The organism is Frankia sp. Mgl5 (genome assembly GCF_023242985.1).
Lineage (GTDB): Bacteria > Actinomycetota > Actinomycetes > Frankiales > Frankiaceae > Parafrankia > Parafrankia soli.
Map to the genome: position 1 here is coordinate 1 of NZ_JALKFY010000650.1, position 14980 is coordinate 14980.

General features: G+C 70.4%; 11 protein-coding genes. 10 read left to right on the top strand and 1 reads right to left on the bottom strand.

Annotation, left to right across the window (positions count from 1 at the left end):
• Window positions 1-153: 153 nt before the first annotated feature.
• The 8 genes from MXD62_RS21165 to MXD62_RS21200 all read left to right on the top strand — a co-directional run bounded on the left by MXD62_RS21165 (window position 154) and on the right by MXD62_RS21200 (window position 10683).
• A complete protein-coding gene (locus MXD62_RS21165; RefSeq protein ID WP_248831236.1) occupies window positions 154-3270 on the top strand; it encodes an AAA family ATPase in 3117 nt (1038 codons plus the stop codon).
• A 211-nt stretch (window positions 3271-3481) separates the two neighbouring features.
• Entirely contained in the window at window positions 3482-4384 is a 903-nt protein-coding gene (locus MXD62_RS21170; RefSeq protein ID WP_248831237.1) for a tetratricopeptide repeat protein, read from the top strand.
• On the top strand, window positions 4381-5337 hold the full coding sequence (locus MXD62_RS21175; protein ID WP_248831238.1) for a DUF692 domain-containing protein: 957 nt from the start codon (window positions 4381-4383) through the stop codon (window positions 5335-5337). Before MXD62_RS21170 ends, MXD62_RS21175 begins: the two co-directional genes overlap by 4 nt.
• On the top strand, window positions 5303-5596 hold the full coding sequence (locus MXD62_RS21180) for an Os1348 family NHLP clan protein (protein ID WP_230204878.1): 294 nt from the start codon (window positions 5303-5305) through the stop codon (window positions 5594-5596). The genes MXD62_RS21175 and MXD62_RS21180 overlap by 35 nt, the downstream gene beginning before the upstream one ends.
• On the top strand, window positions 5593-6702 hold the full coding sequence (locus MXD62_RS21185; RefSeq protein ID WP_248831239.1) for an ATP-dependent carboxylate-amine ligase: 1110 nt from the start codon (window positions 5593-5595) through the stop codon (window positions 6700-6702). Before MXD62_RS21180 ends, MXD62_RS21185 begins: the two co-directional genes overlap by 4 nt.
• Window positions 6699-9545 carry a cyclic nucleotide-binding domain-containing protein gene (locus MXD62_RS21190; protein ID WP_248831240.1) on the top strand — a complete coding sequence of 949 codons (2847 nt, stop codon included), beginning with the start codon at window positions 6699-6701 and terminating at the stop codon, window positions 9543-9545. Before MXD62_RS21185 ends, MXD62_RS21190 begins: the two co-directional genes overlap by 4 nt.
• Window positions 9546-9625: 80 nt before the next feature.
• Window positions 9626-9790 (top strand): hypothetical protein, encoded by a 165-nt coding sequence (locus MXD62_RS21195; RefSeq protein WP_198145343.1) that lies wholly within the window; start codon window positions 9626-9628, stop codon window positions 9788-9790.
• Complete coding sequence (locus tag MXD62_RS21200; protein ID WP_248831241.1) at window positions 9787-10683, top strand: hypothetical protein; 897 nt, start codon at window positions 9787-9789, stop codon at window positions 10681-10683. Before MXD62_RS21195 ends, MXD62_RS21200 begins: the two co-directional genes overlap by 4 nt.
• A gap of 3 nt (window positions 10684-10686) precedes the next feature.
• Here MXD62_RS21200 and MXD62_RS21205 read toward each other — a convergent pair whose 3' ends face one another.
• On the bottom strand, window positions 10687-11628 hold the full coding sequence (locus MXD62_RS21205) for an NAD-dependent epimerase/dehydratase family protein (RefSeq protein ID WP_251082065.1): 942 nt from the start codon (window positions 11626-11628) through the stop codon (window positions 10687-10689).
• A gap of 116 nt (window positions 11629-11744) precedes the next feature.
• Between MXD62_RS21205 and MXD62_RS21210 the strand changes: the two genes are divergently transcribed.
• Together MXD62_RS21210 and MXD62_RS21215 are read left to right on the top strand one after the other, a co-directional pair.
• Window positions 11745-12701 (top strand): GlxA family transcriptional regulator, encoded by a 957-nt coding sequence (locus tag MXD62_RS21210; protein WP_248831243.1) that lies wholly within the window; start codon window positions 11745-11747, stop codon window positions 12699-12701.
• A 606-nt stretch (window positions 12702-13307) separates the two neighbouring features.
• Window positions 13308-14576, top strand: a complete 1269-nt coding sequence (locus MXD62_RS21215; protein ID WP_248831244.1) for an aromatic ring-hydroxylating dioxygenase subunit alpha — start codon at window positions 13308-13310, stop codon at window positions 14574-14576.
• Window positions 14577-14980 lie beyond the last annotated feature (404 nt).

The window sequence follows — 14980 nt, forward strand, 5'->3', positions numbered from 1 at the left end:
TGGCGGAACCGCCACGCCGCCGACAAGAAACTCCGTGCCGTCGTCGCCAAGGCGAACGTTGCCTGATGCGGCACTAGGTCCCGACCATCTCGGGCCTGTCGCACCGACGACCCGGGTACTGGATCGCTGGCCGGCAGGGACGACAATCGCCCGATGGGGGAACGGGGTTCGCTGGTCGGGCGCGACCGGGAAATGGCCGCGGTGGGCGCCGCGTTGGACCGGCTCGCCTCGGCGCGGCGCCGGCCAGGTTTCGACTGGATGGAGATCCGTGGCGAGCCCGGCATCGGTAAGAGCCGCCTGATCGGCGAACTCACCGAGCTTGCCGACGCCCGTGGTCATCTCGTACTGCGGGGCCACGGCGCCGAGCTCGAACAGGACATTCCGTTCAACGCCCTCGTCGATGCGCTCGACGACTACCTCGGCGCGGTGGATCCGGAGCGGTTGCGCCAGCTCGGCGCTGACCGGCTCGACGAGCTGGCCGCCGTGTTTCCGGCGTTGCGCTCGCTCGGGACCGGGCCGACCGGCAACACCTCCGAGATGCAGCGCTGGCAGACCTACCGGGCGGCGCGAGCGCTACTCGAGCTGCTCGCTGCCGACCGGCCGCTGGTACTGGCCCTGGACGACCTGCACTGGGCTGACACCGCGTCGGTCGAGCTCGTCGCTCACCTGCTCCGCCGGCCGCCGAAGGCGCGGGTGCTGCTGGTCGTCGCGGTGCGGCCCCGCCAGGTGCCGAAGGCGCTGGCCGCGGCGTTGTCGGCCGCGGCGGCGTCCGCCGTTGTCGCGACCACCGACGGCCAGGCCGGGGCGAACTCACCCGCGACCGTGGGCGTTCGACTGGAGCTTGCCCCGCTGTCGCCCGAGGACAGCGACTCGCTGCTCAGTCCCGTGACCCGTGACCCGGCTGTCCGGCGTCGCTGGTATCGGGAGAGCGGCGGTAACCCGTTCTACCTCGAACAGCTTGCCCGCACCCGCACCCGCACCCGCACCCCCAACCGCCCGCTGTCCGCAGCTGCCGGGCCGTCGTCCGTACCGTCGGCGTCGGCGGCCTCGACCGGCCTCGACGGACCGGACGACGTGCCGCCGGCGGTGACGGCGGCGGTCGGCGCCGAGATCGCGCAGCTGCCCGAGGTCGTACGGCGGTTCGCGCAGGGCGCTGCTGTCGCCGGCGAGGTGTTCGAGCCGGACCTGGCCGCCGAGGCCGCCGCGCTCCCCGAAACCGACGCCTTCGAAGCACTCGACGCGCTGGTCGCGGCGGACGTGGTACGACCGACCGAGATGCCGCGCCGGTTCACGTTCCGGCATCCGATCGTGCGCCACGCCATCTACATGTCCGCCGGGCCGGGCTGGCGGATCGCCGCTCACGCACGAGCGGCTGATGCGCTCGCCGCCCGAGGCGCCGCGGCCACCGCCCGAGCCCACCACGTCGAGCGTGCCGCCCGGCCCGGCGACGAGGCCGCGATCGCGCTGCTGACCAAAGCGGCCGCGGCCAGCCGGCTACGCGCGCCGGCAGCCGCCGCGCACTGGTACGCCGCCGCACTCAGACTGTTACCGGGCGGTGAGTCGAGCCCCGGCCAAAGTGCCGACGTTGACGTTGACGTCGACGTGGACGCGGACGGCGGGTTGCGGCGACTGGAGCTGCTGTCCCGGCTGGCTGCCGCACTCGACGCGAGTTACCAGCCGCAGCAGGCCCGCGCGGTACTCGACGAGATCATGGGTCTGATTCCGCGGGAATTCGGTGCCGAGCGGGCTCATCTCGTCGCGCTGCGCTCGGCGGTCGACCATGTGCTGGGCCGGCACGGCGAGGCGCGTGCCCTGGTGTTGGACGCCGTGGCGAGCGCCGAACCGGGCACCCGAGAGAGCTGTCTGCTGCGGCTTCAGCTTGCCATCGACCATTTCTACACCGGTGAATACGATGGGATGCGCCGCTGGCAGCAGGAAGCGCACGCGCTCGCCGGCACGCTCGACGACGCCCCGCTGCTGGCCGCCTCGGCCGGACTGCTGGCGGGTGCCGAATACATGGTCGGTGACGTCCCGGCCGCGATCGCCGAGGCCGCCGGCGCGGCACGCCGCTACGACCTGCTCTCGGACGACCAGGTCACCCCGCACCTCGACAAGCTCGCGTGGCTGGGCTGGACCGAGGCGTTCCTCGAACGGTTCACCGACGCGCTACGCCACCTCGACCGGGTCGACGCGCTGGCGCTGCGCAACGGCCGGGGCAGCATCGGCACACTGACGGCAGTCGCACGGTCGCTGGTCCTGACATCGCGGGGACGGTTGCCGGAGGCCGCGGCGGCGGCCGAAGCCGCGGTGGAGGCGTGCCTGCTCACCCCGCACCTGCCCTTCCTGTCCTGGGCGCTGGCGGCGCGGTGTGCCGCGGCGACGCTGGCGGGGGACCTCCCCGAGGCGCTGCGGTCGGGTGCGCAGGGAGCGCGGGCGGCCAACCCGGAGACTGACGCCGTCTCGGTGATGGCCGGTTCCTATTTCGCGGAGGCGCTGGTCGAGGTCGGTGAGCCCGACCGCGCCGTCGATGAACTACTGGGTGCGGCCGGCGGCGCCGAGCTGCCGCGCATCGAAGCTCCCATGCGGCCGTACTGGTACGAGGTGCTCACGCGGGCCGAACTGGCTCGCGGGATGCCGGAGGCGGCCGCCGGCTGGGCGGTGCTCGCCGAACGGACGGCCACCGACGCCGGCGGTGGGCTCGCGGGACGGAAGGCCTCGGCGATGCGAGCGAGAGCAGCCGTCGAGTTCGCCAGGGGACAGTCGTCGGCCGCCGCCGCGTCGGCGCTGGCCTCAGCCGCCGAGGCCGAGCGGGCCGGCCTGCCGATCGAGCTCGGCCGGTCGCTGATCGTGGCTGGGCGGGCGCTGGCCGCCGACGGGCAGAACGCGCGGGCGGTCAGCGAGCTGCGCCGGGCCGAGGCCCGACTCGACGCGTGCGGTGCCAACCGTCCCCGGGACGAGGCGGCCCGGCTGCTGCGCCAGCTCGGCGAGCGGGTGTCTCGGGGCGGTCGACCGTCGACGCGGGCCCAAGCCCGGGCCGCTCAGACCCTGGCTCATCACCAGACCCAGACGGTCGTCCTCAGCGTGGCAGCCGGCACGCTCAGCACCCGAGAACGTCAGATCGCCGAGCTGGTCGCCGCCGGCCAGACGAACCGCCAGATCGCCGCCGCGCTGTTCGTCAGCGAGAAGACCGTCGAGAGCCATCTGACGAAGGTGCTCGCCAAGCTCGGCGTCCCCACCCGAGCCGGTGTCGGTTCCGCGCTCCGTTCCTGACTGGCGTAACTCCTTGTAGCGAAATGCGCGGCTCCTCCGCCGGCTCCTACCGTACGACCACCCCGGGTCCCAACGACGCGCCCGACGTCCAACGGACCACTGCGTGGCGCTGGCCGGCACTAGGGGTTTCCCTGATGTTCGGGTGCCTCCCCGGAACCCGAAAGTGACCTTCGTGCCACACGGCACGTCGGGTCACCAGGGAGGGGACGCCGTGTGCGTTTCGCAGGGCTCGTCGAGGCTGGCCGGGTACATGGCCGACCTGCTCGACTGCAACCGGCTTGTCGCCGGCGGCGATCGGCGGGCCGAGACCTACCTTCGCCGCGGCATCGCGTTCTGGATGGTGCGTGACCACCACCGGGCCGTCGCCGACCTGAGCGCCGCGATCGAGGCGGATCCCCGACTGCCCGACGACCGGCTGGCCTACGCGCACTACCGCCGGTCGGTATGCCGGCACCAGGTGTTCGACCTGGCCGGCGCCGAGGCCGACGCGTCGGCGGCGATGGCGCTCGACCCCGTCTCGTACGTCTACACGGCACGGGCCATCGCCCGCTACTTCGACGGCGACCCGCACGGCACGCTGGCCGACGCCGAGTCGGCCCTGCTGCGCGACCCGAACGACTGGGAGGCCCGCGCGTTCCGGGCCCGGGCCCGGTTGGAGCTCGGTCTGCTGGCCGAGGCGGTCGAGGACTTCGGCTGGGTCATCGCCGACGGCCGGTGCGAGAAGTACGCCTCCGAGCTGCACCTGCAGCGTGCCGAGGCGTTGCTCGAACTGGGCCGGCCCGAGGCGGCGGCGGCCGACTGCACGACCGCGATCGACGTCAGCGCGCACGAGCAGTCGCACTGGCCGTTCATCGTGCGGTCCCGCGCGCTGAGCGCCCACGGCCCCTACCTGCTGCGGGCCCGCGCCTGGCTGGCAATGGGCGACCTGCCGACGGCGCTGGCCGACTGCTTCCACGCCGCGACGATCGTGCCCGAGGACCCTGCTGTCTACGAACTGCGGGCGCAGGTCTACCAGGCCGCCGGCCTGTTGGACGAGGCGATCCACGACCTGGCGCGCGCCGCCCACCTCCATGCCGCCTACCCGGACTCGGATCTGCTGCCGGCGGCCGCATGATGATCACCGATCTGCCCTTCCTCGGTGTCGGGCTGAACTACGGACCGCCGATGCACGACCAGTACCTCGCCCACCACGACGAGATCGACTACCTCGAACTGCCGACCGACGCGTTCCTGCTGCGGATGCAGTGGGACGACGAGGACGGCCGGACGGCCTGGCGGGACCGGGCGGTCGAGATCGCCGGCGCCTTCCCCGTCGTGGCGCACGGCATCCGGATGGGGCTGGCCGACGCCGCGCCGTACCGGACGTCCTACCTCGACCGACTCGAGCCGTTCCTGGACCTGATCGACCCGGTGTGGTTCAGCGACCACCTCGACCAGGGGTCGGTGCCGGACGGAGCGCAGCGCACCGAGCTGATGCACGGCATTCCGATCGCCTTCACGGCAGAACAGGCGCAGGCTGTCCGCCGCAACATGCAGACCGTCACCGACCGGGTCCGGCGGCCGCTGCTCGTCGAGAACACCTGGTATGACTACATGATCAAGATCCCGGGTGCGATGGACGAACCCGAGTTCGTCCGGCAGGTGCTCGACGGCACCGACCACGGCCTGCTGCTCGACCTCACCAACACCTGGATCAACGCCCAGAACTACGGCTTCGACGTCGATGCGTGGCTGGCCGCCGCACCACTGGACCGGGTCGTCGAACTGCATGTCGCCGGCGGCGAGCTGCGCACCCGGGGCCCGAAAGCGGGCACTTGGCACGACAGCCACAGCCGTCCCGTTCCCGAGCAGGTGTGGGCGCTGGTTGCGGATGTCGTCGCCGCCGCACCGGTTCGCGCGATCACCCTCGAATGGTCCAACGACGTGCCGCCGATGCCCGAGCTGCTGGACCACCTCCGCCGGGCCCGACAGCTTCTGCACGCCTCGCCTTTTTACCAGAACAAACGCGTCACCGCCCCGGAAGGAATATCGCATGTCACTCCAGGCAATGCAGTTCGTCATCGGTAAGGCGGCCACAGACCAGGCTTTCCGGCAGCGACTGAAGGCCGATCCACTGGAAATGGTCGTGCACATCTCCGCGCGTTATGCCTACGAGTTCACGCCGGAGGAAGTGCAGGCGCTCGCGGCGATGGACTGGGACGGCCTTGACGGCGTCGCGCAGGACCTGGACGAGCGGATCTCGCGCGTCCGGCTGGGCCGGAGCAGTTCACTGACGAACCCGACCTGCTCCTGCACGCCCGAGTCGGGCAGCAACCCGGACAAGTGAGCCGGCCGAGTCGGCCGTTCCTGCTCCACTTCGCCGAAGCCGAAGCCGAAGCAGCACCGTCGCCGGCACCGTCGCCGGCTCGGGCGACGGTGGACGTGCGGGACCTGGTCGCCAGGCTGATGCCGGCGCTGGCTGGCCGGATAGCGGCGGAACCGGAGCCGGTCGTGCTGCTGCTGGCCTATTCGCGCAACCCGGACACGGTGCTGCTCGAGCGGGCCCTGCTCGCCCGAGGTGTGCCGTGCCGGCTGCTCGGGGCGGACGACTTCCCCACCGACGTCACGGTGACCTGGCGCGGCGACGGGAAGCGGACGGGCGGCGAGGTGTTCGGCCTCGACTCGGCGCAGGTCCGGAGCGTGTGGTTCGGGCTCGCCGGGCCGACCGGCGTACCGGCCCGGCGCCTGCCACCGTTCGAAACGGGCGAATGGGCCGACGCGCTCGCCGGCTGGTGGCGGAGCTGCCCGGCGCCGTTCGTCAACGACCCGGACGCCGGCAGCCGGGCCGGCAACAAGATCACATCATTGGAGCACGCCGCGGAGGAGGGCCTCACGGTGCCGGACACCCTGGTCACCAACGACCCGGACCAGGCCTTGGCGTTCTGCCACGCCTACGGCAGCGCCGGGGTGATAGCCAAGTCGCTGAACAGCCACTACGTCGAGCTGGACGGGCGGCGCCACAGCCTGTTCACCCGCGTCCTGAGCGCCGCCGACCTCGCCCTGCTGCCGGCGACGCTGGCCGCCGCGCCCTGCGTGTTCCAGCCGCTGCTCGACAGCCGGCTCGAACTGCGGGTGACGGTCGTCGACGAGCAGGTCTTCGCCGCCTCGACCGCTACCGCCGACCTCGCGGCGGCGGGGCTGGCGGGCAGCGGTGACGTGCGGCGGGTGCGGCGCGCCGTGCCGATGACGGCGCACTGTCTCGACGACGACGTTGCTCACCGCTGCGTGCGGCTGGTCGCCGGCCTCGGCCTGCGCTACGCGGCGCTCGACCTGGTCGTGACACCGGACGGCGACCACGTGTTCCTGGACCTCAACCCGCGAGGCGGCTGGTGGTTCGCCGAGCAGCGAGCCGGCCTGCCGATCAGTCACGCGGTCGCGGGGTTGCTGTCATGACGGTCAGCACGCAGGCCCAGCAGCGGCAGGCCGCGCCGGCACCCGCGGCCACGGAGACAGCGACTGTCACGGTCTGGGACCGGCTTGCCGACGCCGCCAACCCGGCCCACTACCGGCCGAAGCGGCAGGACGGGCTGATCTGGCGCGAGCTGCGATCCGCGCGGGGCGAGGAGTACGTCATCGTCCAGAACCCCGACGCCGCGACGTACCGCAAGATCACGATGGCCGAGTTCTACCTGTTCGAGCTGATGGACGGCAGCCGCAGCGTCCAGGACCTGGTCGTCGCCTACATGATGAAGTACCACCGGTTCGCCCTGCCGCTGGTCCTTCGCCTCGTGCGCAACCTGAAGGTCGGGCAGATGCTGACCGACCCGCCCCGGTTCGTGTTCGGGCCGTTGGGTGAACAGCTGCGCCGCCGGCCGGTGAGCTCGTTCGCCACCGGGTTCGCGAAGTCCTTCGTCCGGCGCGAGTTTCCGCTGCACGGGCTCGACGGCCTGGTCGGCCGCGCCTACGACCGGGGCGTGTGGGTGCTTTTCACCCGGCCGGCGAAGATCGTCATGTTCGCGGTGGCGGTGCTCGGCGTGCCGCTGCTGGCCTGGTCGCTGTCGTCGTCGGCGTCGGGGCTGGCCGACCAGTCCCTCGTCGTCACAGTTCCGACGTTCTACGGCTGCCTGATAGTCGTCGCCGTGCTGCACGAACTGGCGCACGCCTTCGCGGCCAAGTCCTACGGCCGGGTGGTTCGGCGCGGCGGACTATCGATCTTCTACGGCTCGCCTGGGATGTTCGTCGACACCCAGGACATGTGGATGGAGCCGCGCGGGCCGCGGATGGTCTCGGCCTGGGCCGGGCCGTTCTCCGGGTTCGTGCTCGCCGGGCTCTCCGGCATCGTCCTGGTGGCCACGCCGGACGCGCCGTGGGCGGCAGTGGTGGCGATCTTCGGCACCGCCGCCCTGGCCGTGAACCTGGCCCAGCTCACGCCGCTCATCCAGCTCGACGGCTACTACATGCTGATGGACTGGCTGGAACTGCCGAACCTGCGGGCCAGGGCGCTGGGGTTCCTACGGGGCGAGCTCGCCGGCAAGGTCCGTCGCCGGGAGCGGTTCGACCGCACCGAACGCGTGTTGACGATCTTCGGACTGGCCGCCGCGGCGTACACCGGCTACGTGCTCGTCCTGGCAGCCGGGTTCGCCTGGGTCCGGGCGAAGACGATGGTGAGCGACGCGGTCGCCGTGCCGAGCCTTGGCCGGGTCCTTGCCGCCACGGTGGTTCTGCTCCTGACCCTTCCGCTGCTGTACACGCTCGGGCAGCGGCTGTGGCGGGGTGGCTCGTCGCTGGTGGTGGCGAGCCGGCGGCTGCGCCGGCTGGCCGCGGAGCGTCGCTACCGGGAGCGGGTCGCGGTGCTCGCGAACGTACCGCCGGTCGCCGACCTGGGGAAGGCGTACATCCAGTGGATGGCGCGGCGGACCACCGAGAAGGTGTTCCGGGCCGGCACCACGGTGGTCGCGCCCGACGAGGTCACCGAGGTCTTCTGCCTGGTGCTGTCCGGCGAGGCCGAGGTCGTCGAATCGGGTGCGAATGCCGGGACGGGGCCGGGCGCGGGAAGTGCACTGCGCACGCTCGGCCCTGGCGACTACTTCCCGCCGCCCGGATTGCCAAGGTCGCCCTTGACCGTGCGGGCGCTCACCGACGTGCACGTGTTGCGGCTGGCCGGCGCCGATTTCTCCGACCGCCTCGCTCCGTTGCTGGCCCGACGGGCCGAGAACGACACACGGGCCGACGAACGGGCGGAACTCGAGGGGTTCGCACTGTTCGACGGCCTCCGCACCCGTGACAAGGACACGCTGCTCGCCCACCTGCGGGCACGGAGCTGCGGGGACGGCGAGGTCGTCGTCGCCGAAGGCGACCCCGGTTCGGCCTTCTACCTGGTTCGTAGCGGGGCCGTCACGCTGGCCCAGACCTGCGTCGACGGGCCGCCGCGAACCCTGGGCGCCGGGGACTTCTTCGGCGAGAGCGCACTGCTGCACGACGAGCCCCACGCCGCGACGGCCACGTCGGTCGGCGAGACCAGGCTGTGGGAGCTGGACCGGACGACGTTCGACGACGTGGTGTGCCGCTATTTCGGGCTGTCCGACGCCGTACGCGAATCCGCCGAAGCGGGCGAAGCGGCGCGGGCCGCGGAGGCGCTGGCGGGCACGGTGGCCGGCCGCTGGCTTGAGATCGAGGTCGGCGACCCGGCCCCCGAGTTCACCCTCGACACCGCCAGCGGGCCGTCGCCGGTGTCGTTGTCGGACTACCGGGGCCAGGTGGTGATGCTCTGGTTCTCCCGCGGCTACAACTGCCCGTTCTGCCGGGAGTACATGGCCCGGTTGGCACCGGCGGTCGGCGATTTCGAGCGGGCCGGCGTGCAGATCCTGCAGCTGGCGCCCAACCTCGTCGACTCCGCCCGCGAGTTCTGGCGCGGCAAGGACCTGCCGTTCCCGTTCCTGTGCGACCCGGAGAAATCCGCCTACCGGCTGTGCGGCCTGCAGGACATCGGCGCCGGCGAAGCGCAGCGCAACTCGGTGCGGGGCTTCACTCGGGCGTTCACCACCGGCCAGGGCCGTACGACGATGCACGCGCTCTGGCTTGACGTGGTGAACCCGTCGATCGGCGAACGGCTCGGCCACCACACGATGACGGCGATGCAGCAGGGCGTCTTCCTGGTCGGCCCGGACGGCGTGCTGCGCCGCAAATACGTCTTCGGCCCACTCGACGAACCGCCGTCGAACACCGAACTCCTCGAAGCGGCCGCCGAACTGGGATCGATCGAGCTGGCGACAACACAACTGGAGGCGGGTTCGTGAACTGTTGGGTGTGCAATCTTCCTGGGCACGCGGTCTGCCGATTCTGCGGCCGATGCGTCTGCAAGGACCACGCGAAAACGATGCCGTTCCTGCTCGAGGCCTTCGCCACCAGCCGTGGTCTGGAAGGGTTGGCGGTCGACGAGGCGATCTCGTGCGGCGTCTGCCGGCCGGCGCCTGAGCCGATCAAACTCGACTTTCTGGACCCCGGAGCGCCCGCGCCGCTGTCGCACGAGCCGACCCGATGACAGACATCTCGTCGAAACCTCGTACCGAGGCCGACCACGACTCCGCCGCGGTCGCCACAGCGGCCGACTTCCCGATTCCCCGGCCGCTGCTCATCATGACCAGTATCGAGTTCGTCGTGCTGTTCTTCACCGGAACCGGCCTGGCGTTTCAGTACAAGCTCACGGCGAGGTTGTGGCCGTGGGACGACCTCACGCTGTTCAACAGCCGGTTCCTCGGCGCCATCTACCTGACATCGCTCGTCGCCGTCGCCTGCCTGCTCGCCACCAGGCGCTGGTCGCCGGCTCGGGTCGTCGCCCCGATGATCGGCGTCTTCACGCTGTGCGTGATCGTCGTGTCGACTGCCTACCCGTCGAGGTTCGCCTTCTCGGACCGGCCGCTGCCGGTGATCGGCTGGTTCGTCCTCTACGTGGCGCTGCCCGTCTGCGCTTTCTGGTACACGTGGCGGCTGCGTGGGCGCGCCCGGGCGGCCGGCGTCGCGACTCCGGTGGCGTGGCGCTACTGGCTTCGGCTGTTCGCCGTCCTGATGACCGGGCAGGCCGTCGGTCTGTTGGCGGCGCCCGAGCAGGTCACCGAGTTCTGGCCGTGGACTGTCGACGCGTTCCACGGCCAGCTCTACGCGGCGACGTTCCTGGCCGGCGGCGTGGGCGCGTGGCTCGTCTCGGTCCGGGCGACACGCGCCGAACTTCTCACCGTGGGGTTGACGCAGGCGTCGTTCGGCCTGTTCGCGATCGGCGGCGCCGCACTGGTCGACCTCGACACCGGTGTCGTCGAGTGGTCCGACCCCGGCACCACCGCCTGGCTCGCGATGATGTCATTCTGCGCCGCGAGCGGCTCCGCCGTCATAGCCCGTTCACTGCGACAGACGGTCAGCTCCGACACGGAATCCTGCTGATCGTCAGGTCAGGTCAGGTACAGGTCCGTAGGCACTGACGGTTTCGGTCAGGACGGTCTCGAGGGGGGTCGGGGCGAGGCGGAACGTCTGCTCGGTGAGGGTGGAGTCGAGCAGGTCGGGCTGTTCCAGGGAGTACATCATCTCGATGACTTCCCGCATGATCGGGTTCACGGCTCCGGTCGCGGCGAGCTGATCAGCGGACATCGCCGTCAGGATGGGTGCGGGCGCCCCGGCGACGGTCGCGAGCCGCGTGGTCAGCTCCCGCACGGACAGGGCCGCGGTGGAGGGCACGTGCCACGCCCGTCCCCACGGAAGGTCGTCGCCGGAGAGGGCCACGGCGGCCAGGGTTCGGGCGGCGTCCCCGACGTAGGACCAGGTTTTCGGGGCGTCCAGGTCGCCGGGGAAGGCTGCCGGCTCGCCGCGCAGGACGAGGGGCGCCACCGTGAAGTTGTACAGCGAACCGGCCCCGGCGCCCAGAAACGCCGAGGCCCGGACCTCGGTCACGCGGGCTCGACCCGCGCGGTGCGCCTCGAGGGCATCGGTCCACATCCGGGCCCGTACCTGGCCCTTGACGGATACCGGTGCCATCGGTAGATCTTCGGTGAAGCGGCCGTTGACGATGCCGTAGCCGTAGGTGTTGCCCATCATCACGTAGCTGGCGCCGGTGCGTTCAGCCGCGTCCAGCAGCGCCGCCGCGAGCGGCGGGAACTCGTCCGGCCACCGGTCGTACGGCGGCATCGCGGTGTTGATCAGCGTCGTCGCGCCCTCGGCGAGTCGGGTCAGCGCGTCGGCGTCGGTCGCGTCGGCGGCGATCCGCTCGATCAGCGGGTGCTCGGGTCCGCCCCCGCGCCGGCTGACCAGTCGGACGCGTTCCCCCTGCCGGGACAGCAGCTCAGCGGTGGGGGCTCCGGTGCCACCGGCACCGGTGATCACGTGCAGCGCCATGGTGTTCGTCTTCCGCTCGGCGGGCCCGCGCGGGTTCGCGGGTACCTGCCTCACCCTGCTGCCTGCCAGAAACATACGGTAGTGGCCTGAACGCCACGTAGCCCAAGGATCAGGCCATGCTTCGGATCGTCGTCGTCGCCGTCCCGCCAGTCACCACCCTTGATCTGTCCATCCCGGCGGCGGTGTTCCCGGCCGCGGTGGTCGACGGCCAGCCGGGCTATGAAGTCATGATCTGCACACCCGAGCCCGGGATCGTGCCTGGGTACACCGGGCCCAGCGTTGTGGTGGACCGGGGCCTCGACGTGATCGACAGCGCCGACACCGTGATCGTCACGGGAACCGGAGCTCGCGCCCACGCCGGCCAACGAGTCCTGGACGCGCTACGGCGGGCCGCTGACGACGGCCGTCGCATCGCCTCGATCTGCACGGGCGCCTTCGTGCTGGCCCAGGCCGGGCTGCTCGACGGCCGCCCGGCCACCACGTACTGGCAGTACTCCGACGAGATGCGCCGCCGCTTCCCAGCCGTCGACCTGCGGCCCGACGTCCTGTACGTCGACGACGGGACGATCCTGACCTCCGCCGGACTGGCCGCCGGTCTCGACCTGTGCATTCACATGATCCGGCGCGACTACGGGGCGGTGGTCGCCAACGCCGTCGCCCGAGCCGCGGTCATCGCGCCGGTCCGTCCCGGCGGCCAGGCCCAGTTCATCGAGACGCCGCTGCCACCGGAAAACGGGACGTCGCTGGCCGAGACCCGCGCCTGGGCGTCGGACCACCTCACCGAACCGCTGACCCTCGGCCGCCTCGCCGCCCACGCCCACACCAGTACCCGAACGCTCACCCGCCGGTTCCGGGAGGAGACTGGTCTGAGCCCCTTGCAATGGTTGCTGCACCAGCGGATCGACCGGGCCCGTGAACTCCTCGAGGCGACGGATCTGCCGATCGCCGTCGTCGCCCGGCAAAGTGGGCTGGGAACCCCCGAGTCGCTGCGCCTCCACCTCCTGCGCCGCAACGGGCTCACCCCCAGCGCCTACCGCAACGCATTCACCCGCGTCGGACCAACCCCGACCTGACCCGCCGCAAAAGCGGACGGTCGCCAAACAGGCGAACTCCCGAGTGACACTGCGACGCCGTCGGGGCAGGACGTACAGGAGCACCGGGACCAGAGAGGTACGAGTGTTGTTACCAGGCGTCGTCAGTGCGGGTGGCGTCTCGGTTCTCCGGCTCGGAGGGTCCTTCGTCTCCTGAGGCCGTTGGATGCTGGCGTTGAGGCGGGTCAGGGAACGGACGAGGTCTCCGACCTGTTCACCCTCACCATCTCCGCCTCAGGAGCCGTCCCCCGCGAACTCCTACCTGCTCTCGCCGAGGAACTCGCCGCAGCCAACGGGTCCACGGTGACCTCGACCGGCCGACGCCCGTCTGCCCACTCTACGATCAGCAGCCACCCAGAAACCAGACAGCTCGGTCCGATTATTGGCGGGGCACCGCACGCCACCCGGCGGACGGTTGGGCAGACACCTGCCGGTCGCCAGACCGTCCACTCCAGCGGGGCCCCTCACCTGGGAGGACTCGAAACCACCGACAGTAGGCGCACCTGCCGGCGGTTGACCGAAACTATACGACATCGTAGCGTTCTGTCTCGTCGGTCCACGCCGTCGCAGTACCCTGGAGGCAGTCTGATGGCGCATTTCACCAAGCCCGTCGAGGGCAGCTGGACAGAACACTTCCCCACCCTCGGAACCGACTTCGTCTCGTTCGAGGACTCGATCTCACCGGAGCACTACGAGCTGGAACGCAAGGCGATCTTCGAGCGGAGCTGGCTCAACGTCGGCCGCGTGGAGCAGATCCCGAAGCGGGGAAACTACTTCACCAAGGAGATCCAAGCCGCCCGCGCCTCGATCATCGTCGTCCGCGACAACGAGGACCAGATCCGCGCCTTCCACAACGTCTGCCGCCACCGCGGCAACAAGCTGGTGTGGAACGACTTCCCGCACGAGGAGGTCGCGGGCACCGCGCGCCAGTTCCAGTGCAAGTACCACGCCTGGCGCTACGGGCTCGACGGCACCTGCACCTTCGTCCAGCAGGAGACGGAGTTCTTCGACCTCGACAAGTCGAAGCTCGGTCTCGCGGCGGTGCGCTGCGAGGTGTGGCAGGGCTTCATCTTCATCAACCTCGGCAACGAGGACACCACCCCGGTGCGCGAGTACCTCGGGCGGTTCGCGAAGGGCATGGAGGGCTACCCGTTCGACCAGATGACCGAGGTCTACCAGTACCGGGCGCACGTCAAGAGCAACTGGAAGCTCTACATCGACGCGTTCGCCGAGTTCTACCACGCGCCCGTCCTGCACGCGAAGCAGTACGTCGGCACCGAGTCCCGCAAGCTCATAGGCTACGGCTACGAGGGACTGCACTACGACCTCGATGGCCGACACTCGATGCAGTCCGCGTGGGGCGGCATGTCGCCGCCCAAGGACCTCTCCATGGTGAAGCCGATCGAGCGGATTCTGCGCAGCGGCAACTTCGGGCCATGGGACCGTCCCGACATCACGGGTCTCGACCCGCTACCCGGGGGCGTCAACCCGTCGGGCCACCGGGCATGGGGCAACGACTCGTACCTGTTCTTCCCGAACTTCATGATCCTGATCTGGGCGCCGGGTTGGTATCTCACATACCACTACTGGCCGACCGCGTACAACGAGCACATCTTCGAGGGAACGCTGTACTTCGCCCCGCCGAAGAACGCGGCGGAGCGCCTGCGGCACGAACTGGCCGCGGTCACCTTCAAGGAGTTCGCGCTGCAGGACTGCAACACCCTCGAGGCGACGCAGACCATGCTCGAGTCCCGCGCGGTCCGGGATTTCCCGCTCAACGACCAGGAGATCCTCATCCGTCATCTCCACAAGTCCGCGAACGACGTCGTCGCCGCCTATCAGGCCGCCACGAAGTGACCCCGGCCGGGAGGCGCCCCGTTGCGGGGCGCCTCCAGCCCGATAGTTAATCCACAAAAGGAGAGATCAACCAGTCGGTCACGCAGACGGTTCTCGGCCGGGTACAGGACGAGGCGATAAAAATCGCCATCAGTTCAGGACGTCCAACATCTACACTGGTCATTCCGGTAGCGGGGGACCAACAGCATAGACGAATCAGTCCGCCGACCACGCGGAATGGATTCCTGCTCGGTGACGATCAAGTGGGCCTCGTCGGTGGCGGCGGAGGAGACACTCCCGTCAGACCTAAATCCGCCAGTAGCTGGTGATGTTGAGGGTTTGTAGATCGCTGGAACGTGAGCGGGTGCCTGCCGTGCAGGGAGAATCGGGGTTACCACACCAACCGATGGCTTCCTGACGAGAGG

Coding starts and splice junctions, on each gene's coding strand:
- MXD62_RS21180 (WP_230204878.1), top strand. CDS start 5,303: ATGTCACTCCAGGCAATGCAGTTCGTCATCGGTAAGGCGGCCACAGAC.
- MXD62_RS21210 (WP_248831243.1), top strand. CDS start 11,745: ATGCTTCGGATCGTCGTCGTCGCCGTCCCGCCAGTCACCACCCTTGAT.
- MXD62_RS21205 (WP_251082065.1), bottom strand. CDS start 11,628: ATGGCGCTGCACGTGATCACCGGTGCCGGTGGCACCGGAGCCCCCACC.
- MXD62_RS21215 (WP_248831244.1), top strand. CDS start 13,308: ATGGCGCATTTCACCAAGCCCGTCGAGGGCAGCTGGACAGAACACTTC.
- MXD62_RS21200 (WP_248831241.1), top strand. CDS start 9,787: ATGACAGACATCTCGTCGAAACCTCGTACCGAGGCCGACCACGACTCC.
- MXD62_RS21165 (WP_248831236.1), top strand. CDS start 154: ATGGGGGAACGGGGTTCGCTGGTCGGGCGCGACCGGGAAATGGCCGCG.
- MXD62_RS21195 (WP_198145343.1), top strand. CDS start 9,626: ATGCCGTTCCTGCTCGAGGCCTTCGCCACCAGCCGTGGTCTGGAAGGG.
- MXD62_RS21175 (WP_248831238.1), top strand. CDS start 4,381: ATGATGATCACCGATCTGCCCTTCCTCGGTGTCGGGCTGAACTACGGA.
- MXD62_RS21190 (WP_248831240.1), top strand. CDS start 6,699: ATGACGGTCAGCACGCAGGCCCAGCAGCGGCAGGCCGCGCCGGCACCC.